General features: G+C 67.5%; 17 protein-coding genes. 11 read left to right on the forward strand and 6 right to left on the reverse strand.

Annotated features, from left to right (window positions below; all coding sequences use genetic code 11):
- Positions 1-29: 29 nt before the first annotated feature.
- Genes egtB through ACT535_RS00880 form a run of 4 tightly spaced genes read left to right on the forward strand, consistent with a single transcriptional unit; the run spans position 30 to position 2,869 of the window.
- Complete coding sequence (gene egtB / locus ACT535_RS00865; RefSeq protein ID WP_476363039.1) at positions 30-1,340, forward strand: ergothioneine biosynthesis protein EgtB; 1,311 nt, start codon at positions 30-32, stop codon at positions 1,338-1,340.
- Entirely contained in the window at positions 1,340-2,311 is a 972-nt protein-coding gene (gene egtD / locus ACT535_RS00870; protein ID WP_476363040.1) for an L-histidine N(alpha)-methyltransferase, read from the forward strand. The genes egtB and egtD overlap by 1 nt, the downstream gene beginning before the upstream one ends.
- A gap of 41 nt (positions 2,312-2,352) precedes the next feature.
- Positions 2,353-2,595 carry a hypothetical protein gene (locus ACT535_RS00875; protein ID WP_168456797.1) on the forward strand — a complete coding sequence of 81 codons (243 nt, stop codon included), beginning with the start codon at positions 2,353-2,355 and terminating at the stop codon, positions 2,593-2,595.
- Positions 2,596-2,620: 25 nt separating this feature from the next.
- Positions 2,621-2,869 carry a hypothetical protein gene (locus tag ACT535_RS00880; protein ID WP_168456798.1) on the forward strand — a complete coding sequence of 83 codons (249 nt, stop codon included), beginning with the start codon at positions 2,621-2,623 and terminating at the stop codon, positions 2,867-2,869.
- Positions 2,870-2,879: 10 nt separating this feature from the next.
- On the opposite strand, the gene ACT535_RS00885 is transcribed toward ACT535_RS00880, so the two are convergent.
- Positions 2,880-3,167, reverse strand: a complete 288-nt coding sequence (locus ACT535_RS00885) for a hypothetical protein (protein WP_168456799.1) — start codon at positions 3,165-3,167, stop codon at positions 2,880-2,882.
- A 144-nt stretch (positions 3,168-3,311) separates the two neighbouring features.
- Here ACT535_RS00885 and ACT535_RS00890 point away from each other — a divergent pair, with 144 nt between their 5' ends.
- From ACT535_RS00890 to ACT535_RS00920, 7 genes are all read left to right on the forward strand, one after another.
- Positions 3,312-5,090 carry a potassium/proton antiporter gene (locus tag ACT535_RS00890; RefSeq protein WP_476363041.1) on the forward strand — a complete coding sequence of 593 codons (1,779 nt, stop codon included), beginning with the start codon at positions 3,312-3,314 and terminating at the stop codon, positions 5,088-5,090.
- Positions 5,091-5,190: 100 nt separating this feature from the next.
- On the forward strand, positions 5,191-5,505 hold the full coding sequence (locus ACT535_RS00895; protein ID WP_168456801.1) for a hypothetical protein: 315 nt from the start codon (positions 5,191-5,193) through the stop codon (positions 5,503-5,505).
- Between the two features lie 57 nt (positions 5,506-5,562).
- On the forward strand, positions 5,563-6,747 hold the full coding sequence (locus ACT535_RS00900) for an aminotransferase (protein ID WP_168456802.1): 1,185 nt from the start codon (positions 5,563-5,565) through the stop codon (positions 6,745-6,747).
- Positions 6,748-6,923: 176 nt separating this feature from the next.
- Positions 6,924-8,099 (forward strand): efflux RND transporter periplasmic adaptor subunit, encoded by a 1,176-nt coding sequence (locus ACT535_RS00905; RefSeq protein ID WP_168456803.1) that lies wholly within the window; start codon positions 6,924-6,926, stop codon positions 8,097-8,099.
- 4 nt (positions 8,100-8,103) lie between these two features.
- A complete protein-coding gene (locus ACT535_RS00910) occupies positions 8,104-11,253 on the forward strand; it encodes an efflux RND transporter permease subunit (protein WP_476363042.1) in 3,150 nt (1,049 codons plus the stop codon).
- Between the two features lie 250 nt (positions 11,254-11,503).
- Positions 11,504-13,588 carry an acyltransferase family protein gene (locus ACT535_RS00915; protein WP_476363043.1) on the forward strand — a complete coding sequence of 695 codons (2,085 nt, stop codon included), beginning with the start codon at positions 11,504-11,506 and terminating at the stop codon, positions 13,586-13,588.
- 238 nt (positions 13,589-13,826) lie between these two features.
- Complete coding sequence (locus tag ACT535_RS00920) at positions 13,827-15,878, forward strand: acyltransferase family protein (protein ID WP_476363044.1); 2,052 nt, start codon at positions 13,827-13,829, stop codon at positions 15,876-15,878.
- A gap of 34 nt (positions 15,879-15,912) precedes the next feature.
- Here the strand turns inward: ACT535_RS00920 and ACT535_RS00925 are convergent, their stop codons facing one another.
- The 5 genes from ACT535_RS00925 to ACT535_RS00945 all read right to left on the reverse strand — a co-directional run bounded on the left by ACT535_RS00925 (position 15,913) and on the right by ACT535_RS00945 (position 22,598).
- Complete coding sequence (locus ACT535_RS00925) at positions 15,913-16,224, reverse strand: SCP2 sterol-binding domain-containing protein (protein ID WP_476363045.1); 312 nt, start codon at positions 16,222-16,224, stop codon at positions 15,913-15,915.
- Between the two features lie 208 nt (positions 16,225-16,432).
- On the reverse strand, positions 16,433-18,223 hold the full coding sequence (locus ACT535_RS00930; RefSeq protein WP_476363046.1) for an acyl-CoA dehydrogenase C-terminal domain-containing protein: 1,791 nt from the start codon (positions 18,221-18,223) through the stop codon (positions 16,433-16,435).
- A gap of 212 nt (positions 18,224-18,435) precedes the next feature.
- On the reverse strand, positions 18,436-20,778 hold the full coding sequence (locus tag ACT535_RS00935) for a 3-hydroxyacyl-CoA dehydrogenase/enoyl-CoA hydratase family protein (protein WP_476363047.1): 2,343 nt from the start codon (positions 20,776-20,778) through the stop codon (positions 18,436-18,438).
- A gap of 10 nt (positions 20,779-20,788) precedes the next feature.
- The gene (locus tag ACT535_RS00940) at positions 20,789-21,934 is read right to left on the reverse strand and encodes a thiolase family protein (RefSeq protein ID WP_476329175.1); all 1,146 of its coding nucleotides are present in this window, start codon (positions 21,932-21,934) and stop codon (positions 20,789-20,791) included.
- A 226-nt stretch (positions 21,935-22,160) separates the two neighbouring features.
- Complete coding sequence (locus ACT535_RS00945; RefSeq protein WP_168456809.1) at positions 22,161-22,598, reverse strand: MerR family transcriptional regulator; 438 nt, start codon at positions 22,596-22,598, stop codon at positions 22,161-22,163.
- Between the last annotated feature and the right edge of the window lie 212 nt (positions 22,599-22,810).

Consider the following 22,810-nt stretch of genomic DNA (forward strand, 5'->3'; position numbering starts at 1 on the left):
TTCAAGCCGCACCGGTCGAGCGAGGAAGAATGAACAAGCCCTGGAATCCGCTCGCGGCGACGCAGCCTCTTTACTCCGATGCCAGCGGTGAAGCCGCCCGCAGCGCCGCCATCGCCCGCTTCCGGAAGGTGCGCGCGCAAACCGAAGACCTGGCGCAGCGCCTTCATCCCGAAGACCAGACGGTGCAATCCATGCCGGATTGCAGCCCGACGAAGTGGCACCTCGCCCATGTCTCGTGGTTCTTCGAGACCTTTCTGCTGGTGCCGCATTTGCCCGGCTACAACGTCGCCAACGCGGATTTCGCCTTTCTGTTCAATTCCTATTACGAGGCCGCTGGCCCCCGCCACGCCCGCTTCGCGCGCGGCCTCATCACCCGCCCCACCGTGGTGGAGGTGGCGGACTATCGCCGGCATGTGACGCAGGGCATGACCGATCTTCTGGCCGGCGCGGACGAGGAGGCCTTCGCTCGGCTCGCGCCGCTGGTGGAGATCGGCATCAACCACGAGCAGCAGCATCAGGAACTGATCCTGATGGACATCCTGAACCTGTTCGCCGCCAATCCGCTGCGTCCCGCCTACCGGCTCGCGGTCCCCGCGACGACGGCGGAGGCGCGGCCGCTGGCCTTCATCGATTATCCCGGCGGCATCTTCGAGATCGGCCATGCCGGGGAGGGCTTCTCCTACGACAATGAGGGGCCGCGCCACGAGGTGCTGCTGCGTCCGTTCCGCCTCGCCACCCGCGCCGTGACCAACGGCGAGTGGCTCGCCTTCCTCGCCGACGGCGGCTATCGCCGGCCGGACCTGTGGTTGGCGGACGGCTGGGCACGGGTGAAGGCGGGTGAATATGAGGCGCCGCTCTATTGGGAGCGTCACGAGGGCGACTGGCAGTCGTTCACGCTGAACGGGCTCGGCCCGCTCGATCCGGCGGCCCCGGTCGTTCACGTCAGCTATTACGAGGCCGATGCCTTCGCCCGCTGGTCCGGCAAGCGCTTGCCCACGGAAGCGGAGTGGGAGGTGGCCGCGCGCGGCCTTCCCGTCGCCGGCACTTTCCTCGACAGCGGCGCGCTGCGCCCGCTTCCGGCCGCCACCGACGATCTGCCCGCCCAGATGTTCGGCGATGTCTGGGAGTGGACCCAGAGCCCCTACGTGGCCTATCCCGGCTACCGGCCCGCGCCCGGCGCGCTCGGCGAATACAACGGCAAGTTCATGTCGTCGCAGATGGTGCTGCGCGGCGGCTGCTGCGCCACGCCCGAGGGCCATGCCCGGGCCACCTATCGCAATTTCTTCTATCCCCACCAGCGCTGGGCCTTCGCCGGCCTGCGCCTTGCCGAGGATGCCTGATGCGCGCTTCGACCCTTCTGTGCGCCGCTGAGAGCCACGAGACGCCCGAGCGCGCCGCCTTCCGCGCTGACGTGATCGAAGGGCTGTCCGCCAGCCCCAAGCAGCTTTCGCCCAAGTATTTCTATGACGAGGCAGGCTCGCGCCTGTTCGATCTCATCTGCCGCCTGCCCGAATACTATCCTACCCGCACCGAGCTGGGCGTGCTCAAGGCTCATGCCGGCGACATCGCCGCCATCGCAGGTCCGGGCGCGAGTTTGGTGGAGTTCGGCTCGGGATCGAGCGTGAAGGTGCGGCTGCTGCTCGATGCGCTGGAGCATCCTGCGGCTTACGTGCCCATCGACATCTCCGGGCCGCACATGCGCGCCGCCGTGGCCGCGCTGGCGCGGGACTATCCGGCCGTAGCCATGACGCCGGTCGAGGGCGATTTCACCCGCCCGCTGGAACTGCCGCATCTCGGCGAGGGCGGGCGGCGCATCGGCTTTTTCCCGGGCTCGACCATCGGAAATTTCACGCCGCGCGAAGCCGGGGCCTTCCTCACCCACGCGCGGCAGTCACTGGGACAAGGTGCGGCGCTGGTGCTCGGCTTCGACCTGCCGAAGGAACGGGCCGTGCTCGAAGCCGCCTACGACGACCGACAGGGCGTTACCGCCGCCTTCAACCTCAACCTGCTGACGCGCATGAACCGGGAGTTGGGTGCCGACTTCGACCTCGCGGCGTTCCATCACCGGGCGCTCTTCAATGAAGTGGAGAGCCGCATCGAGATGCACCTGGAGAGTCGTGCGGCGCAGACGGTGCGCCTCGACGGCGCGCGTTTCACCTTCGCCCCCGGCGAGACCATCCACACAGAGAATTCCTACAAATACGCGGCGCCCCGCCTTATGGGCATGGCGCGGGCGGCGGGGTGGCGCGAGGCGGCGCTGTGGACGGATGCGCGCGGCTGGTTCGCGGTGGCCGTGCTGGAAGCCGTCTGAGCCGGGAAACAAACCGGCTCGGGCCTCGTTAGTCCTCCACCATGGCACGCTTCTGGGAAACCCAACTCCTCCGCCCCATCTGGCTCCACGACGGCTCGTGGCTGGCGACGGTGGGTGATTGCGGTCGCGTCCTGCTCCATCGCTTCGCCGAGGGCGAGCAGGGACCGGAGCTGGACAGTGCCCTCCGGGCTCTGATCGGGGCGGCCGAGGCGGGGCGTCCGGAGGATGTCGCCTTCGCGGAACGTCAGGTGCGGCTTTTCTTTGAAGTGCGCGCGCTGCTGTGAGGCGGGCCGCAAATGCGGCCATCATGTGACCGCGATCGCCGGCTACCGGTGCCCCATGATCTGCGCCGTCTGCGACCGATGCCACCGCCGTTCCATCCTCTCCCCGCGTGGCGAGGAGGGCGAGAGGATCGACGAAACCACCGAAAGCAAGGGGATGTCCCTGCGCTGCGACCTGTGCGGCAGCCGGCGGGTGCGCCTCGTGCGCGTCGCATCGCCGTTCGAGGCCGTGGCCTTCATCAACGGGCGGTTGGCGCCGGATCGCTCCGGCGGATGATTTCGGGAGACTAGGAGACGGTCATGCCCGTTTCGGTGCGGTCCGCGCGATAGGCGCGCTTGGATGTGCCGGAGCCGTGGAGGGAGCCGTTGGAATAGAGGGCGCCGTTCTGGATGCTCCGCCCGTCAGCATCGAGCGCATAGACGCCGACCCAGGTACAATGGTCACCGTCATCGTCCGCCATGGCGAAGGCGAGATCGCGATCGAAGCAGACGGTTTCGCTCTGAAGGAGAAGTTTCCCTTCTTCACTTACCATCGCCATGACCAAATAGGCGTTGGGGGTGCCGCTCGATGTCATTCGCGTCCCTTTCCGCCCCCGGATCGGTCCGTCCGTAGTACAGAATTGGTAATTCGGCACCGCGACACTAGGAACCTTACGCCTTAGACGAACGTCGCGCTACTGTTCCGTTCTGGATTCGAGGGGGTGAGGCATTTCGGGCACATGGGATCGGTTGTCGTCTCCAACATTGTACTCCTCGTGGTTGCGGCTCTGGTCGTGGTTGGCACGCTCTCCAGCCTGCTCGCCGCGCGGTTCGGTGCGCCCATCCTGCTCGTCTTCCTGGTCGTCGGCGTTGCGGCCGGTGAGGGGGGGCCGGGCGGCATTCATTTCGACGACTACTGGGCCACCTACATGGTGGGCTCCGCCGCGCTGGCGGTGATCCTGTTCGACGGCGGCCTCAGGATGCGGGTCGCCTCCATGCGAGGCGCCATCCTGCCCGCCGTGGGCCTTTCGACGGTGGGCGTCGCCTTCACCGCCGCTCTGGTTGCGCTGGTGGCGTCCCCGCTGCTCGGCCTCGGCTGGATGGAGGGGCTGCTGGTGGGCGCCATAGTCGCCTCCACCGATGCCGCCGCGGTGCTGTTCCTCGTCCGTGCGCAGGGGCTGCATCTCGGCCGGCGGGTGGGCTCGGTGATCGAGATCGAATCGGCCACCAACGATCCCGCCGCAGTCTTCCTCACCGTGCTGCTGGTGGAACTGCTCACCAGCCACATGGGCGACCCCGGCCTTGCGGTGGTGTTCGGCGCGCTGCGCGAGATGGTGGTGGGCGCGGTGCTGGGCCTTGCCGGCGGCTATGCGCTGGTGGCGCTGCTTAACCGCGTGGACCTGCCGGGCGGTCTGCATCCGGTGATGGTGGTGGGCGTGGCGGTGCTGCTGTTCGCCGTCACCTCGCTGCTGCACGGCTCGGGCTTCCTCGCCGTCTATCTGGCCGGGCTGGTGGTGGGAAACCGCCCGGTGCGGGCCATCGCCTCCATCACCTCGTTTCTCGACACCATCACATGGCTCTGCCAGATCGTGATGTTCGTGATGCTGGGCATGCTCGTCTCGCCCGAGAAGATCCTGCAGTACGCGCTGCCCGCCCTCGGGGTGGCGGCGTTTCTCATTCTCATCGGCCGGCCGGCGGCGGTGTTCGCCTGCCTCGCGCCGTTCCATTTCTCGCTGAAGGAGAAGCTGTTCGTCTCCTGGGCCGGCCTGCGCGGCGCGGTCTCCATCTTCCTTGCGACCATTCCCATGCTGGCCCATCTGCCCATGGCCGAGGTGTATTTCAACGTCGCCTTCGCGGTGGTCGTCGTCTCCCTGATCCTGCACGGATGGACCATGGGCTATGCGGCGCGGCGGCTGGATGTGGCCCTGTCCGATCCCGATCCGGGCGTGCGGCGCTTCGAGATCGACCTGCCGGGACAGACCGAGATGGAGCTGGTGGCCTATCCTGTCATGGCAGGCACGCCGGTGGTGGGGCAGGCCCAATTGCCCCCGTGGGCGCGCCTCGTCATGGTGGTGCGGGCCAACGAGACGCTGACGCCGGAGGCTGCCGGCACGCTCAAGGCCGGGGACTACGGTTACCTCCTCGCGCCGCCCAAGCGGGTCCACCAGCTCGACCGCATGTTCCGGCCGGAGGAGGCGACGCCCCTCGACGACAGCGCCGCCTTCCCCTTCGTGGGCGAGGTGCGGCTCGGCGATCTCGCCAGCTTCTATGGCCTCGCCGTGCCGGACGCCGAACTCGGCCTCACCATCGCCGACGCCTTCGCCGACCGCTCCGACGACAAGCCGGCGCCCGGCATGCGCATCGCCTATGGCCATGCGGTGATCGAGGTGCGCGCCGTGACGGACGGGCGGGTGAGCTATGTGGTGCTGCGGCTTCAGGCCGGCCGCCTCAAGCGCTCCATCGCCCGCGCCCGCCGCCTGCTCGGCTTTCCGCCCGAGCAGGATGACGACGACGAATAGGCGGGGGCGCCGCCGTCATGTTCATGCCGCGAGCGCAGGCCAAACAGGGCCTGGGCAAACCAGCCTGGGTTGGCGTCGTCGGTATGAGGAGATTCACTGGATGCGACTGTTCATGCGCCGCCGCGGCGAGGCGGGAGCCGGCCTCGACGCCTCGCGTGCCCTCGCCGATCTGGTGCGCACCACCCTGTCGCTGGAGGAGGCGGCGACCGTCTCCGTCTCCGAGATCTCGTGCGGGGACCCGGCCTGCGGCGGGGCCGAGACGGTGGTGCTGGTGATGCGCCCCGGCCGCCGCACCGAGGCCGCCAAAGTGCTGATGCCTATGGGGCAAGTGACGCCGGAGGCGCTGTTGGCGGCGCTCAAGCCGCTGATGCCGGGGGATGCGGCGGTGTCGACCGGGCTTTCCGAAGGGGCCTGAAGGGTCTAAAGGGCGCGGGCCCGACCTCTTGTCGCCCCTTTCCATCGCGAATTTCCCATGTCCGATCCGCATTTTACGCCGCGCCCGCTCAATCCGATCTATGCCGGGCTGCCCACCACCATCTTCGAGGTGATGTCGGCGCTCGCCCGCACCCATGAGGCGGTGAACCTCGGCCAGGGCTTCCCGGACGATCCGGGTCCGCTGGATGTGCGCGAGGCGGCGGCGCGGGCCGTGGTGGACGGCTGGAACCAGTATCCGCCCATGATGGGCCTTCCCGAGCTGCGCCATGCGGCGGCCGCGCATTATCGCCATTGGCAGGGGCTGGAGCTCGATCCCGACGCCGAGATCATGGTGACCTCCGGTGCCACCGAGGCGCTGGCCGGTGCCCTGTTCTCGCTGATCGAGCCGGGCGACGAGGTGGTGCTGTTCCAGCCGCTCTACGACGCCTATTTGCCGCTGGTGCAGAGGGCAGGGGGCATCGCCCGCCTCGTTCGGCTGGAGCCGCCCTCCTGGGCCATGACGGCGGAAAAGCTCGACCAGGTGTTCTCCGAGCGCACCAAGCTCGTGCTCTTCAACAATCCGCAGAACCCCACCGGCGTCGTCTACGACCGCGCGCAGATGCAGCTCCTTGCCGACTATTGCGTGCGCTTCAACGCCTATGCGGTGTGCGACGAGGTGTGGGAGCACGTGGTGTTCGACGGGCTCACGTTCGAGCCGCTCATGGCACTGCCGGGGATGCGCGAGCGCACGGTGAAGATCTCTTCCGCCGGAAAGATCTTCGGCATGACCGGCTGGAAGGTAGGCCTCGTCTTCGCCGCGCCGCATTTGATGAAGGTGCTGTCCAAGGCGCACCAGTTCCTCACCTTCACGACGCCGCCGAACCTGCAGGCGGCGGTGGCCTACGGACTCGGCAAGCCGGACGATTATTTCACCACCATGCGCGCCGGCCTCCAGCGCTCCCGCGACCGCCTTGCGGCGGGGCTGAAGGGGCTGGGCTTCGAGGTGCTGCCCTCGCGCGGCACCTATTTCCTCTCCATCGACCTCGCCGCCCACGCGAACGCCTTCGACGACGAGGCCTTCTGCCTCGATCTCGTGAAGACGCGGAAGGTGGCGGCCATCCCAGTGTCGGCCTTCTATGCGCAAGATGCGGTGAAGAGTGTGGTGCGCTTCTGCTTCGCCAAGCATGACACGACCATCGACCGGGCGCTTGAGCATCTGGCCGGACTCGTTCGCAAGTCCTGACCAAAGGTCAAGTTGGCGCGGCAGTCAAGCGCGGCCTTGGCCATTCACGAATGCGTCATTGGCATGGCTTCCATAGCGGAATGGCGTGACAAAAGCTTAATTGGACCAGCGCGCTCAATTGTTGTTGCATTGCGGCGCGAAACGTTTTGGTCGCCGTGGGAGTCTCGAGGACGTTCATGCCAGCCGAGAATGCACCGGGTAGCGCGAAGAGCGGCGGATCGGCCGGCCGCAAGATTGTCCTCGCAGTCCTGTTTCTGGCCCTCCTCGGCGGCGGGGCGTGGATGTGGGACAAGAAGCCGTGGCTCGCCGCCAGCGGGCAGAAGGCAGCGGCGCCGCCGCGCGTCATCGCGGTGCTTGCCGGCAAGGCCGAGCGCACCTCCCTTCCGGTCCGGGTCGAGGCGCTGGGCACGGTGGAATCCATGGTCACGGTGCCGGTGCGCTCCCGCGTCGCCGCCGCCGTGGAGAAGGTGGGCTTCGCCGACGGCGCCACCGTGAAGGAGGGCGATCTCCTCTACCAGCTCGACCCGCGGGTGATCGACGCGCAGATTCTCCAGGCCGAGGCGACGCTGAACCGGGACAAGGTGCAACTGGAAAAGAACCTGCGCGACGTGGAGCGCTACGCCGGCCTTGCCACTCGCAATGCCGTCTCGCAGGTGCAGGTCGACGATGCCCGCACTACCGCCGACGTGCAGAAGGCGACCGTCGCGCAGGACGAGGCGAACCTGACGGCGCTCAAGGTGCAGCGGGGCTATTACGAGATCCGTTCCCCCGCCACCGGCCGCATCGGCGTTTCCGCGGTGCGTCCCGGCACCGTGATCCGGGTGGACGACACCCTCGCCACCGTGCGCCAGCTTGCCCCCATCTATGTCGCCTTCGGCCTACCGGAGCGCTACATCGCCGGGCTCCGGACGGCGAAGGACGCCAAGGTCTCCTTCGCGATCCAGGGTACGGGCGAAACCATCTCCGGCGGCACGGTGGCGGTGATCGACAACACCATCGAGCCGCAGACGGGCACCCTCACCGCCCGCGCCATCTTCCCCAACGCCGACGAGAAGCTCTGGCCGGGCGCCCTCGGCGCCGTGACGGTGACGCTGCGCATCGAGGACAATGTGGTCGCGGTGCCGAGCGAGGCGGTGCAGAACGGGCAGGACGGCCCGTTCGTCTTCATCGTGGACGACGGCATCGCCCATGTGCGGCCCGTGACCGTCGCCCGCACGGTGGACGGGCGCACCGTCATCGCGAAGGGGCTGGACGGCGGAGAGACGGTGGTGACGGACGGCCAGCTCTCCCTGCGCGAGGGCAGCCGCGTGAACGTGCGCACCCGCACCGCGGCGCCGGCCACCGGGAGCTGAGCTGATGTTCTCCGAACTGTGCATCCGCCGCCCGGTGATGACGACGCTGCTGATGCTGTCGCTCGTGGTGGCGGGCCTGTTCGCCTATCGCCAGCTTCCCGTGGCGGCGCTGCCGCGGGTGGACTTCCCCACCATCAACATTTCCGCCAGCCTGCCCGGCGCCAGCCCCGAGACCATGGCAACCTCGGTGGCGACCCCCATCGAACGCCAGCTCGCCACCATCGCCGGCATCTCCTCGCTCACCTCCTCGTCCACACAGGGCTCCACCTCCATCACGGTGCAGTTCGACCTGAACCGCAGCATCGACGCGGCGGCGCTGGACGTGCAGTCGGCCCTCTCCGTCGCCCAGCGCCAGCTGCCGGACGAGATGACGACCCCGCCGAGCTTCCGTAAGGTCAATCCCGCCGACGCGCCGGTGATCCTGCTCGCGATTTCCTCAGATACGCTGCCGCTGTCGGCAGTGAACGAATATGCCGATACGCTGATCGGCCAGCAGATCTCCCAGCTGCCCGGCGTGGCGCAGGTGCAGATCTACGGCTCGCAGAAATATGCCGTGCGCATCCGGGTCGATCCCGCCGCCGCCGGGGCGCGCAACATCTCGGCCGACGACATCCAGCGCGCGGTGGAGGCGGCGGCCTCCAACACGCCGCTCGGCATCGTCTCCGGCCCGAAGCAGGCGCAGACCATCGACATGGGCACGCCCAAGGCGGACGCCTCCCAGTTCCGCAGGGTGGTGGTGAAGGCGCGCGACGGCTCGGTGGTGCGCCTGGAGGAGATCGCCAACGTCACCGATGGCGTGGAGAACGAACGCGTCGCCAGCTGGTTCAACGACCGCCGCGCGGTGGTGCTGGCCGTGGTGCGCCAGCCCGACGCCAACACCGTGCAGGTGGTGGACGAGGTGCGCGATCGCCTGCCCCAGTTCCGCGCCCAGCTTCCCGGCTCCGTGGGCATCGAGGTGTTGAACGACCGCTCCGTCTCCGTCCGCGACGCGGTGGCGGACGTGCAGAAGACCCTGTTCGAGGCCATCGTCCTCGTGGTGCTGGTGATCTTCCTGTTCCTGCGCAATGTGCGCGCGACGATCATCCCCTCGCTGGCGCTGCCTTTGTCCATCATCGCCACCTTCGCGGCCATGTGGGGCTTCGGCTATTCCATCAACAACATGACGCTGCTGGCGCTGACGCTGTGCGTCGGCTTCGTGGTGGACGACGCCATTGTCGTGCTGGAGAACATCTATCGCCACGTGGAGGCGGGGGAGAGCCCGTTCCGTGCGGCGCTGCGCGGCTCGCGCGAGATCGGCTTCACCATCATCTCCATGACGCTCTCGCTGGTGGCGGTGTTCATCCCGGTGCTGTTCATGGGCGGGGTGGTGGGCCGGGTGTTCCGCGAGTTCGCGGTGACCATCTCGGTGGCCATCCTCGTCTCCGGCTTCGTCTCCCTCACGCTCACGCCCATGCTGTGTGCCCGCGTGATGAAGCCGGTGGACCACGCGAAGAAGCCCGGCTGGTTCTTCCGCGTCACCGAACGGATGTTCGACAGCTGGCTCAATGCCTACCGGGTGAGCCTCGATTTCGTGCTGCGGCACAAGCCGTTCATGCTCGCGGTGACGTTCGCGACCATCGGCCTGTCGGTCTATCTCTACATCGTCATCCCCAAGGGCTTCTTCCCGCAGGAGGACAACGGCTTCATCATCGGCACGGTGGAGGCGGCGACCGACAGCTCCTTCGCCGCCATGGTGGAGCGCCAGAAGCAGGTTGCGGACGCGGTGCGCGCCGATCCGGCCGTGGACTATATCGTCTCCACCGCCGGCGCGACCGGCAACAGCCGCACCACCAATACCGGCCGCCTGTTCATCGCCCTGAAGCCCAAGGGGACCGAACCGGGTCAGCGCGTGGGCTCCGCCAACGACGTGATCCAGACGCTGAGGAAGCGCGTCGCGCAGGTGCCCGGCGTCAACGTCTTCTTGCAGCCCGTGCAGAATATCAGCGTGGGCGTCGCCGCCTCCAAGAGCCAATACCAATACACGCTGCAAAGCCCGGATACCGGGACGCTCTACGCCTTCGCCCAGCAGATGGAGCAACGCCTCGCGGCGCTGCCCGGCCTCCGGGATGTCACGTCGGACCTTCAGATCACCAGTCCGCAGCTCACCATCGAGCTGGACAAGGACAAGGCGGCGGCCCTCGGCATCACCGAGCAGCAGCTGCGGGATGCGCTCTACACCCAGTTCGGCACCCGCCAGATCGCGACGCTTTACACGCCCACAAACCAGTTCGCGATCATCGCCGAGGTGCAGCCCATCTTCCAGCGCGACCCGAGCGACCTCGGCCGCGTCTATCTGCGCACCACCTCCGGCAATGTGGTGCCGCTGGAGACGGTGGCGAACATCAAGCGCACGGTGGGTCCGCTCTCGGTGCAGCACCAGCAGCAGCAGCCTGCCGTCACCATCTCCTTCAACCTCGCGCCCGGCACCTCGCTGGGGCAGGCGGTGGAGGAGATCAATGCGGCGGCCGCCGAGGCGCGGGTGCCGGACAGCGTCGTCACCGGCTTCCAGGGCACCGCGCAGGTGTTTCAGGATTCGCTCTCCAGCCAGCCGCTGCTGATCCTTGCCGCCGTCGTGGTGATCTACATCGTGCTGGGGGTGCTCTATGAGAGCTTCATCCACCCCATCACCATCCTCTCGGGCCTGCCCTCCGCCGGCATCGGCGCGCTGCTGACGCTCATGGCGGCGGGGATGGAGCTGTCGGTGATCGCGATCATCGGCATCATCATGCTGGTGGGCATCGTGAAGAAGAACGCCATCATGATGATCGACGTGGCGCTGGAACGGCGCCGCGCCGGGGCGGCGGCGCAGGATGCCATCCGCGAGGCAGCGCTGCTGCGGTTCCGGCCGATCATGATGACCACGCTCGCCGCCATCTTCGGCGTGCTGCCCATCGCGATCGGCGCCGGCGCCGGCTCTGAGCTGCGCCAGCCCCTGGGCGTCGCGGTGGTGGGTGGCCTATTGGTGTCGCAGCTGCTCACGCTGTTCATCACGCCGGTGGTCTATCTCTATCTCGACCGGCTGGACGCCATCGTGCATCACGCCGTCTCCGGCCGGCACGAGGAAAAGACCCATCCCCCGCATCCGGCAGCGCCGGAGCGGATGGCGGCGGAGTAGGGGGCAGGGAGCAGGCGGGGCAGGAGCAGGGGGCTTGGCCTTCCGCCATCGCGTTATGCCTGCCACCAGCCCGCGCATGCCGTTGGGCGATACCTCCCGGTGTTGCGCCCGCGCCCCATGACAAAATGATTAAGGAACCGTGACCAATCCTCGCCTTGCGAGGAATTGCCCCAACGTCGCCGCTTTGTTATCCCGCCTGAGGCGAGGTTTGCGCGCGGGCGGCTGCGCGCCTTGATCCGGGGGCGGGGGCATGAATCTGAAGTATCGGCCGGATATCGATGGCTTGCGCGCCGTCGCGGTCGTGGTGGCGCTGCTGTTTCACGCCCACATTCCCCCGTTTCGCGGCGGCTTCATCGGCGTCGATATCTTCTTTGTCCTTTCGGGCTACCTTATTACCTCTATCCTGTATAACGACATGATGAAGGGCGAGTTCTCGCTCGTCGATTTCTACGATCGCCGCATCCGGCGCATCTTTCCCGCGCTGTTCGTGGTGCTGCCGGTGACCACCTTCATCGCGGCGTTCCTGCTGATGCCGCGGCAGATGGTGCTGTTCGCCCAATCCATCATTCCCTCGGCCCTGTTCTACGCCAACATCCACTTCCAGGGCCTGATGAACTATTTCGGCCCGCAGGCCGACGAGACGCCGCTGCTGCACCTGTGGTCGCTGGCGGTGGAGGAGCAGTATTACATCTTCTTCCCGCTGCTCATGTTCGCCTTCCTCAAGACCGGCGGGCGGATCACCCTCGGCCCGCGGCGGATGGCGATCCTCGGCTTCCTCGTCATTGCGGTGGTCTCCGGCGTCTATGCGGAGATGAGCGCGCGGACCCAGCCGACCGCCTCCTTCTTCCTGCTGCAGAGCCGCGCCTGGGAACTGCTCGTCGGCGCGCTGCTCGCGCTGGTGCACATGCCGAAGGTGTCGGAGAAGACGGCGAACTGGATCGGCGTGGCCGGCCTGCTTGGCATCGTCGTCCCGGTCTTCGCCTACAGCCACGACATGACGTTCCCCGGCCTCTCCGCGGCGCCCATCGTGTTCGGCACGGCGGCGGTGATCTATGCCGGCACCATCAATCCCGCCGGCTATGCCAACTTCCTGCTTAGCCGGCCGAAGGTGGTCTATGTGGGGCGCATTTCCTATGCGCTCTACCTCTGGCACTGGCCGCTGCTGGTGTTCGGCAAGACCTACATGGGCCGCGCGCTGACCTATTTCGAGGCCGGCGGCATGCTCATCCTGGCCTTCATCTTCGCCTCCCTGTCGCTGAAATATGTGGAGACGCCGCTGCGCCACGCCGGCTCGCTCGGCGGCAAGCGCCGGGCGCGGTTCGCGGCGGGCATCATGGCCATGGCCATGACGCTGGCCGTGGGCGTGCTGTTCGAGCGGCTGGGCGGCGGCTTCTACCCCATCTCCCCGCTGGGCGCCCGCGCCGAGGCGGCACTGGAGGACAGGAGTCCCTTCAGCCGCTCCTGCAACAACTCGCCCAAGGGCTTCAGGGCCGCCGCGCTGAACCCGGCCTCGGCCTGCTCGGTGGGGCCGGGCGCGGCCAAGGGCGAATATGACGTGGTGGTGTGGGGCGATTCCCACGCCGGCGCCTCCTTCGTCGGCATCGCCGAGCAGGTGGCAGCCCTCGGCCACACCGCCCGCCTCCAGACCATGGCCGGCTGCCCGCCCCTGATTGGCGGACAGGCCCATCGCGACGACATGCCGAGCTGGACCTGCACCGCCTTCAACGCCGAGGTGCTGCAGGAAATCCGCCGCATCAAGCCGAAGGTCGCCGTGCTGGTGGGCCGCTGGGCCATGTGGACGACCAAGGCCGGCCCCGCCTTCACCCTCACCTCCGACGAGGTGCCGGGCGGCGGCGTGCGTTCCCGCGAGGTGAGCCAGAAGGTGTTCGCCCACATGCTGGACCGCACACTGAAAGAACTCTCCGGCCTCGGCATCCATGTGGTGCTGGTGGGCCAGCCGCCGGAATTCGCCCGCTCGCCAGGCCGCTGCGTGGCCGAGAAGGAGTTCTACAACCGCAGCAAGCTCGGCAACTGCCTCGAGCTGCCGAGCGCAGCGGTGGAGAAGGTGGTGGGCGTCGGCAACGAGATGATCACCAAGGCGGCGGCGAGCTTCCCGGGCACCACGACCTTTCTCCTCTCCGACGTCTTCTGCCGTAACGGCACCTGCCGCGCCGGCGAGGGCGAAAAGTTCTACTATGTGGACGGCGACCACCTGTCCGCCACCGGCTCCCACCACATGAGCCAGGACCCCGCGCTTCGCACGGCTCTGCTCAAGGCGCTGGGCGAAGGCGGCAACACCAGCGCATCGCTGACCCCGGCAACGGCCAAGGACTGACCAAGCCGGGTTCGGGGCGACGGACCGCTCCGCCGGCTGTCGTCTCCCCCAACGGCCCGGCTTTTCATAAGCTCGAGCTTAGCCTGTCAGAGCCGCGACGAACGCTGCGTCAGCCCAGGAGGCGAGGGGCAGCGGGCGGCGCGGCGGGTGTCCGCGTGATTTGCCCAAGCCGGATTTTGCCGGTAAGGCGGTCGCCGCGGGGGCGCGCGCGTCGGGTGCGCCGATCAAGGACACCAGGATGAGTCTGGCCTACCGGTCCGACATCGACGGCCTCCGGGCCATCGCCGTCGGCAGCGTGGTTCTGTTCCATGCACGCATTCCGCCCTTTACCGGGGGCTATATCGGCGTCGACGTCTTCTTCGTCATCTCCGGCTTTCTCATCACGTCCATCCTCCATCAGGAGATGACGGCGGGCACCTATTCGCTGGTGGACTTCTACGACCGCCGCATCCGCCGCATCTTTCCCGCGCTGTTCCTGATGATGGCGGCGACTACGCTGTTCGCGGCCCTCATCCTGATGCCGCGGCAGATGCAGGGCTATGTGGGCACGCTGGTGCCCTCGGCCCTGTTCTTCGCCAACATCCATTTTGAAAGCCTGCTCAACTATTTCGGCCCCGCCGCCGACGAGGTGCCGCTGCTGCACCTGTGGTCGCTGGCGGTGGAGGAGCAGTTCTACATCTTCTTTCCGCTCGTCCTGTTCGTGCTGATGAAGCTCGGCGGTCGCGGGCTCGCGGTCGGCGTACTCGCCTGCATCGCGCTGGGCTCGCTTGCCTATGCCGAGAGCATCGTGGAGAGCGAGCAGTCGGCCGCCTTCTTCCTGCTGCAGAGCCGGGCGTGGGAGCTTCTGGCGGGCTCGCTTCTCGCGATGGTCGCGCTGCCGCGCCTGCCGGAAAGGGCGGCGTCCTGGCTCGCCATCGCAGGGGCGCTGGCCATCGTGGTGCCGGTGTTCGCCTACGACAAGCAAACCGTCTTCCCCGGCCTATGGGCGCTCCCGCCGGTGCTTGGCGCGGTGGCGATCATCCTGTCCGGCGGCTCTGCGCCGAACGGCATCGTCGCGCGCGTGCTCAGCCTGAAGGGCATGGTCTATGTGGGCCGCATCTCCTACGCGCTCTATCTGTGGCACTGGCCCATTCTGGTGCTTTTCGCCATCTGGAAGGGGCGGCACTCCACCTATATCGAGTCCGGCATCCTGGTCCTGCTGGCCGGCCTCATCTCCGGCCTTTCGCTGAAATATGTGGAGGCGCCGCTGCGGCGCGGCAGCGCTCTGGGTGGGCGAAGAATGCTGCGCATCGGCGCCGGAGCCTGCGCGATCCTGCTCACGGTGGGCGTCGCCCTCGCGCTCCAGAAGGCCGGGCGGGGCGTATTTCCCATCTCGCCGCTCGGCGCGGCAGCCGAGGCAGCGGCCGACGACCGCAGCCTGTTCCAGCGCGCCTGCAACAATAACGCTCGCTTCTGGACGCCCGACCAGATGCAGCCCATCGCCACCTGCGCGGTCGGCCCGGGGGCGGCGAAGGGCAGCTACGACGTGCTGGTGTGGGGAGATTCCCATGCCGGCGCGACCTTCCTCGGCCTCGCGGAAATCGTCGAGAAGCTCGGGCTCACGGCACGGCTCCAGACCATGGCGGGCTGCCCGCCGCTGATTGGGGGGATCGCGCGGCAGGAGCACAACAACGGCGCCGTCTGCGCCAGCTACGTCGCGGCCGTCATGGACGAGATTCGCCGCGTGAAGCCCAAGGTGGTGGTGCTGGTGGGCCGCTGGTCCATCTGGACGACGCGGTCAAACCCCGGCTTCTCCCTCGTCAGCAACGAGATTCCGGGCGGCTTGACGCGGGACCGGGCCACCAGCAAGCAGGTGTTCGCCCACATGATGGAGCGCACCGTCGCCGAACTGCGCCAGATGGGGCCGCAGGTGATCGTGCTGGGCCAGTCGCCGGAATACAAGCCAGCGCCGGCCGGCTGCGTCGCGACCCACGAGTTCAACCGGACGGCCGGCGCCGAAGACTGCATGAGCCAGCCGCGCGCCGCGGCGCTGGATATCGTGGGCTTCGGCAATGACGTCATCTCCGCCACGGCGAGCCGGCATCCCGGCGCCTCGACCTTCCGCATGGCCGACATCTTTTGCCGGGACGACCGCTGCACCGCCGGGGAGGGCACGCGCTTCTTCTATGTGGACGGCGACCACCTCTCCGTCACCGGCACGCGCCATGCGGCCGAGGACAAGGCCCTGCGCCAGACCCTGATTCAGGCGCTCGCCGCCGGTGGCGCGACCACTGCGACGGCGAACGACTGAGGAGAGAAAAGGCTGCGGGCCGCCGGGCCCCGGCTCAGTCCTTGTCGAGCAGCCCGGCGAGCTTGAGGGCGACGCCCTGGGAGCCTTCCACCTTCAGCCGGCCGGTGGAGAAGGCCATCATCGGGCCGATGCGGCCGGTGATGAGCTTGTCCAGCGTATCGGTGGAGAGCTTCAGCACCGCATCCGCCTCGCCCGTGCCCTCGCCCACCTCGACACTGCCACCGGTGGCATCGAGCAGGATTGCCTCGCCGGTATCGCTGAGGTCGAAGCGCACCTTGTAGCCGAGTTCGGAGAGGGCATCCGCGCGATCGCGGATGGCTTCGACGAGGGAGGCGAGATCGGCCATGGACTGTCCTTCTGCATGAATGATCGCGGAGCTGTTGCCGCTGTCATGCCCGGCCTTGTGCCGGGCATCCACGTCGCGCCCCTAGGAACACTAATCGTATTTGCGGTCCCGGCCTTGCCACGTGGATGGCCGGGACAAGCCCGGCCATGACGGTGAGGATGGGTTGACGGAGGATACCAGCCTCAGCCGGCGCAATCTCTAGCAGACATCAGAACATTGCCTCGTCCAGCGCCATCATGGCGCCCTTGCCGGCCTTGATGGACCCCCACAGGGCCGCCACTTCGGGCAGCAGCTTCTCCATGAAGAAGCGTGCGGTGACGATCTTGGCATCATAGAAGGCCGCGTCGTCCGGGTTGGAGACGCGCTTCTCATAGGCCACTTCCGCCATGCGCACCCACATGTAGCCCAGCGCCACGAGGCCGAACAGCCGCAGGTATTCGGTGGCGGCGGCGCCGGCCTCCTCCGGGTCCTTCAGCCCCTTCTCGGCGATGTGGGCGGTGGCGAGCTGGAGCGCGCCGAAGGCCTTGGAGAGGGGGGTGATGAGCGGGCCGAGATTCTCGTCGTCCAGCTTCGCATCCATGTAGTTCAGCACGGGATGGAAGAAGGAGCGCAGGTAGCGGCCCATGTGTGCCGGCAGCTTGCGCCCCACGAGGTCCAGCGCCTGCACGCCGTTGGTGCCCTCGTAGATCATGGCGATGCGGGCATCGCGCACATACTGCTCCATGCCGTGGTCACGGATGTAGCCGTGGCCGCCATAGACCTGCATGCCCATGGAGGTGGCCTCGAAGCCGAGGTCGGTGAAGAGCGCCTTCACGATGGGCGTCATCAGCGCCGTGAAGTCCTCGGCGCGCTTGCGCTCCTCCGGGTCTTCCGCCCGCTCCATCAGGTCCAGCGCGCGGGCGACCCAGCCGGCGAGGGCCCGGCAGCCCTCATTGTAGGCGCGCATGGTCATCAGCGTGCGGCGCACGTCCGGATGGACGATGATGGGGTCCGCCGGCTTGTCGGGGTGCTTGGCGCCGGACAGGGCGCGGCCCTGAAGGCGCTCCTTGGCGTAGACGACGGCCGCCTGATAGGCCGCCTCGCCCAGGCCGAGGCCCTGCGTGCCCACCGAGAGGCGCTCCGAGTTCATCATGGCGAACATGGCGCGCATGCCCTTGTGGGGCTCGCCCACCAGCCACCCGGTGGCCTCGTCGAACGACATCTGGCAGGTGGACGAGCCGTGGATGCCCATCTTGTGCTCGATGCCGGTGCACAGCACGCCGTTGCGCGGGCCGACGGAGCCATCCTCCTTCGGCAGGAATTTCGGCACCAGGAACAGGGAGATGCCCTTGATTCCCTTCGGCGCGTCCGGCAGGCGGGCGAGTACCAGGTGGACGATGTTCTCCGTCATGTCCTGCTCGCCGGCAGAGATGAAGATCTTGTTGCCGGTGACCTTGTAGCTGCCGTCCGGCTGCGGCTCCGCCTTGGTGCGCACGAGACCGAGATCGGTGCCGCACTGTGGCTCGGTGAGGCACATGGAGCCGGACCACACGCCATCCACCATCTTCGGCAGGAAGCGCTCTTTCAGCTCCTCCGAGGCATAGGCCTTCAGCGCCTGATAGGCGCCGTGGGTGAGGCCGGGACAGATGCCGAAGGCGAGGTTGCCCGAGCAGAGCATCTCCTCCACCAGCTTGTTCACGCTCGCCGGCAGGCCCTGGCCGCCATATTGGGGATCGCAGGCGATGCCGTTCCACCCGCCTTCGCGAAAGGCGGTGTAAGCTTCCTTGAAGCCCTTTGGCGTGCGCACCACGCCGTTCTCATAGGTGCAGCCCTCAAGGTCGCCGGACTGGTTCAGCGGCGCGAGCACCTCGGTGACGAACTTTCCCGCCTCCTCCAGCACCGCATCAATGAGATCGGGCGAAAGCTCCTCCAGCCCCTTGAGCTTGCTCAGCTCCTCGCTGCCGTGCAGCTCGTGGAGGACGAAGCGCATGTCGCGCAGCGGGGGGGTATAGACCTGCATGGCGTTGGCTCCCGTTTTTGGCTCGCCTCCGTCCCTCATGGGGGAGGGCGTCTGATTCTCTTGGTGCCGTCATGCCCGGGCTTGTCCCGGGCATCCACGTCGGGCCGCGCGTGCTTCCTTCGAAGCGTGGCGCCCGGCCGATCCACGTGGATGGCCGGGACAAGCCCGGCCATGACGGTCTACTCGCTGGGGCGCTGGCTTTCCGGCGCCCCTCAGTTCCTCAGCGGCCGACCGGTCTCAAGAATATGCTCGATGCGGTCCAGCGTGGCGGTGGTGCGGATGAGCTTCATGAAGCCCTCCCGCTCCAGCTCCAGCAGCCGCGTCGCCGGCACCGGGGCGATGTGATCCGCGTCGCCGCCAGTGAGCACCTCGGCCAGCGCAGAAGACACCACCTTGTCGTGCTTCGTCGCCATGCCGCGCTTGGCGAATCCTTCCACCGCCATGTCCATGGCAACCTTGCCGGAGGGGCCGGGCAGGAAGAAGTCCACGGGCTTGGGCGGCGCGTACCCATCCACCATTGCCAGGGCTTTGGCCTTGGCATCAGCAAGAAGCCGGTCGCGGTTCATGGTGATGCCATCGCCCTCGCGCAGGAACTTCAGCTCCTTCGCCTCGGCGGCGGACTTGGCGACGGTGGCGGTGGAGACGGTCTCGAACACCTTCGAGGGGGCCGGCATGGGTCCCTTCGGGAACTTCGGGTCGGCCGCCCAGCGCTCCAGCATGGCGGTGCAACCGCCCCAGGCCGGCAGAACGCCGACACCGCATTCCACAAGCCCGATGTAGCTCTCGGCATGGGCCTGAACCGCACTGACATGCAGCAGAATCTCGCACCCGCCGCCGAGGGCCATGCCGGACGGCGCGGCCACCACGGGGAAGGGCGCGTACTTCACATCCTGATAGGTCTTCTGGCCTGTGGCGACCAGCTTCTCGACTTCGCCGAAGGCGCCGATGTTACAGGCGAACAAAGCAAGGCCGAGATTGGCGCCGACGGAGAAGTTCGAGCCCTCGTTATAGATAACGAGCGCCTTGTACTTGTCCTTCACCAGCTTCAGCGCCTTAGCGAGCATCGTGATGATGCCCTCGTCCAACGAGTTGCTCTTGGAGGTGAATTCCAGGCACACCACGCCATCGCCGATATCCCACAGCGCGGCCGATCCGTTCTTGGCCAAAGGCTGGGACTTCAGCTTGATGTCGGCGAGCAGCAGGACGCCCTCGGGACGGACGATGTCGCGGTAGGTGCCGTCGAGGCCAAGGTATTGACGCTGGCCGTTTTCCACCCGGTAGAAGGGCCTGTCGGCGGCGACCGCCAGCAGCGGCGGCACCTCTTCCCCGTCCGCCTTCAACAGCTCGATCAGGCGGGCCGCGCCGATCTTGTCGATCAGCTCGAACGGGCCGGACTTCCAGTTGTATCCCAGGCGCATGGCATCATCGATGGCAACGATGTCATCGGCCGCTTCGGGCACCAGCCGCGCGGCATAGGCCAGCGTCCGCACCATTACCGCGCGGGCATAGCGTCCGCCTTCTCCGGGGGCGGAGAGGAGGGCGAAGAGGTCCCGTCCGCCGCCGTCCTCCAGCTCCGCCACCTGCGCCTTGGCCTGTGGACGATAGACGCCGGTCGAGAGGTCGATGGCCTCCTTCAGCTTCTGCCCGCCGTCACGGTTGAGGCGGTAGAAGCCGCCCTTGCCCTTGCGGCCGGTGTAGCCGGTCGAGATCATCTTCTCGATCAGCGGCTCGTCGCGAAGCGTTGCGTGGAACGGATCCGCGGCCGGCAGCGCCCGCTTGAGCGAGCCCTGCACGTGGGGCATCAGATCGAGGCCCACGAGGTCGATGAGGCCGAACACGCCGGTCTTCGGGAAGCCGAAGGGGCGGCCCATCACCGCGTCCGCATCCTCCACCTTCAGGCCCAGCGCGAAGGCCTCGCCCACGGCCAACTGAAGCCAATATGTGCCGAGCCGGTTGGCGATGAAGCCGGGCGTGTCCTTGCACATCACCACCGTCTTGCCGAGCTTCACGTCGGCGAAGCGGGCGACGGCTGCCACTGTGTCCGGGTTCGTCTCCGGCCCCGAGACGATCTCCAGCAGCCGCATGTAGCGGGGCGGATTGAAGAAATGGGTGATGAGGAAATCGCGGCGGAAGCTCTCGGGCAGTCCCGCCGTGAGGTCCGCCAGCGGAATGGTGGAGGTGTTGGAAGACACCGCCGACCCCGGCCGGCGCGCCGCCTCGATCTTCGCGTACAGCGCCTGCTTGAGGTCGAGCCGCTCGATGATCGCCTCGATGATGAGGTCGCAGTCGGCGATGTCGGCGAGGTTGTCCTCGATGTTGCCGGCCTTCACCAGCTTCGCCGCGGCCTTGGACATGAAGGGCGCGGGATCGGCCTTCAGCAGCTTCTCCACCGCCTTTTCGGCGATGGCGTTGCGGTTGCTCGCGCCCTCGGGAACGATGTCGAGGAGCAGCACCTCCACGCCCGCATTGGCGACGTGGGCGGCGATGCCGGCGCCCATGACGCCGGCGCCGATGACGGCGACCTTCTTGATTTCGCTAGCGTTTTCCTGGGACATCCAGCCCTCCTCAGACGCGCTCGAGGATGGTGGCGATGCCCTGTCCGCCGCCGATGCACTGGGTGGCGAGGGCATACTTGCCGCCCTCGCGCTTCAGCAGCGACGCCGCCTTGCCGACGATGCGCGCGCCGGTGGCGCCGAGGGGATGGCCGAGGGCGATTGCGCCGCCGTCGAGGTTCAGCACCTCGTCCTTGATGCCGAGTTCCCGCTGGCAGGCGAGGGCCTGGGAGGCGAAGGCCTCGTTCAGCTCCACCACCTCGATCTCGGACACGTCGATGCCGGCGCGGGCCAGCGCCTTCTTCGTCGCGGCGACGGGGCCGATGCCCATGATCTCCGGCGCGCAGCCGGCCACCGCCACGCTGCGAATGCGGGCGAGGGGGGTGAGGCCGTTCTTGTGCGCATAGTCCTCCGAGCAGACGAGCACCGCCGAGGCGCCATCGGTGAGCGGGGAGGAGGTGCCGGCCGTCACCGTGCCATGTTCATCGAAGGACGGCTTGAGGCCGGCGAGGGCTTCGAGCGTGGCGTCGCGCCGGATGCAGCCGTCCTGGTCCACGGTCTTGTTGACCTTGCCATTGGCCTTGATGGCGACGATTTCGTCCTTGAAGCGTCCTTCCGCCTCGGCCTTCGTCGCCTTCTGGTGGCTCTTGAGGGCGAAGGCGTCCTGGTCGGCGCGGGTGATCTGCCACTTGGCCGCGACGTTCTCGGCCGTGTCGCCCATGCCCATGTAGGCCTGCGGCATGGACTTGGCGAGCGCGGGGTTGGGCATGATGTTGAAGCCGGTCATGGGCACGCGGCTCATGCTCTCGATGCCGGCGCAGATGAACACTTCGCCGGCGCCGAGCTGGATCTGCCCGGCGGCGTTGTGAACCGACTGCATGGACGAGCCGCAGAAGCGGTTCAGCGTCACTCCGGCGACACTTTCCGGCAGCCCGGCGATCATCCCGATGAGGCGGGCGACGTTCAATCCCTGCTCGGCCTCGGGGAAGGCGCAGCCGACGATCAGGTCCTCGATGTCCTCGGCCTTAACGCCCGTGCGGGCGACGAGATCGGCCACCACCTGGGCGGCGAGGTCATCGGGGCGCACGCGCGCCAGATCACCCTTCCTGGCGAGGGTGAAGGGCGAGCGGGCGTAGCCTGCAATCACGACGTTGCGCATCGGCGCGTTCATTGGGCTCTCCTGCCTGTCCATTGTTGTCTTCCGCCGCTTTGGTGCGACGGATATCTTGGCGTCCGCCACCACTCGGCGCGGTGGCTTGGCCTTGCGGCCGGTCCTCGGGGCATGGGGGAGCGCTCCGCGCGAATGGACAATCCGCCCGGGGAACACCCACGGAAAACTCAGGATGGCCTGCGTTCCACCCGGCCGCGGGCCGGATGGTGCGGGCCTAGCTGGCGGCCTTCTGGTCGCCGGTCTCGCTGGCGAGGGCAGACAACGCCTGGTCCTCGATCTCCTTCAGCTCGATGATGGTCTCCTCGAGGGCAAGGCGCTGGTCCTCCAGCATCTCGAGGCGGTCCTGCACCTTCTTGAGCAGCAGGCGGATCTGCTCGCTCTGGCTCGGGTCGAGGTCGTAGAGGTCGAGATAATCCTTGATCTCGCGCAGCGAGAAACCGAGGCGCTTGCCGCGCAGGATCAGCGCCATGCGGGCGCGGTCGCGCTTGGTGTAGACGCGCATGGTACCGGCGCGGCGGGGAGTGATGAGCCCCTTGTCCTCGTAGAATCGGATGGTGCGTGGCGTGACCGATAGATCCCGCGCCAACTGCGTGACGGTAAAGAACGTGTCGGTCAGAGCGGGCGCGCCGCCACGTTTGCCAGAGGATGCCACCGGTTCACCTATACGTCACTCAGTCGCCCTGAAGATACATGCTTTGACCTTCTCCGCAAGACCCGTTTGGCAGATGACGGAACGGTTGCCGCTTCACAAGCGGCGGAGCCCGAGCGCGCCATAAGCCGGTGGATAGACGCCGCCCGCGCGCCGAGATTTCTGGACAGCCGCGCTGTCGCTTCGGCACTGTTGCAGCGGCGCAACGCCCATCG

The organism is Xanthobacter sp. DMC12 (assembly GCF_056314105.1).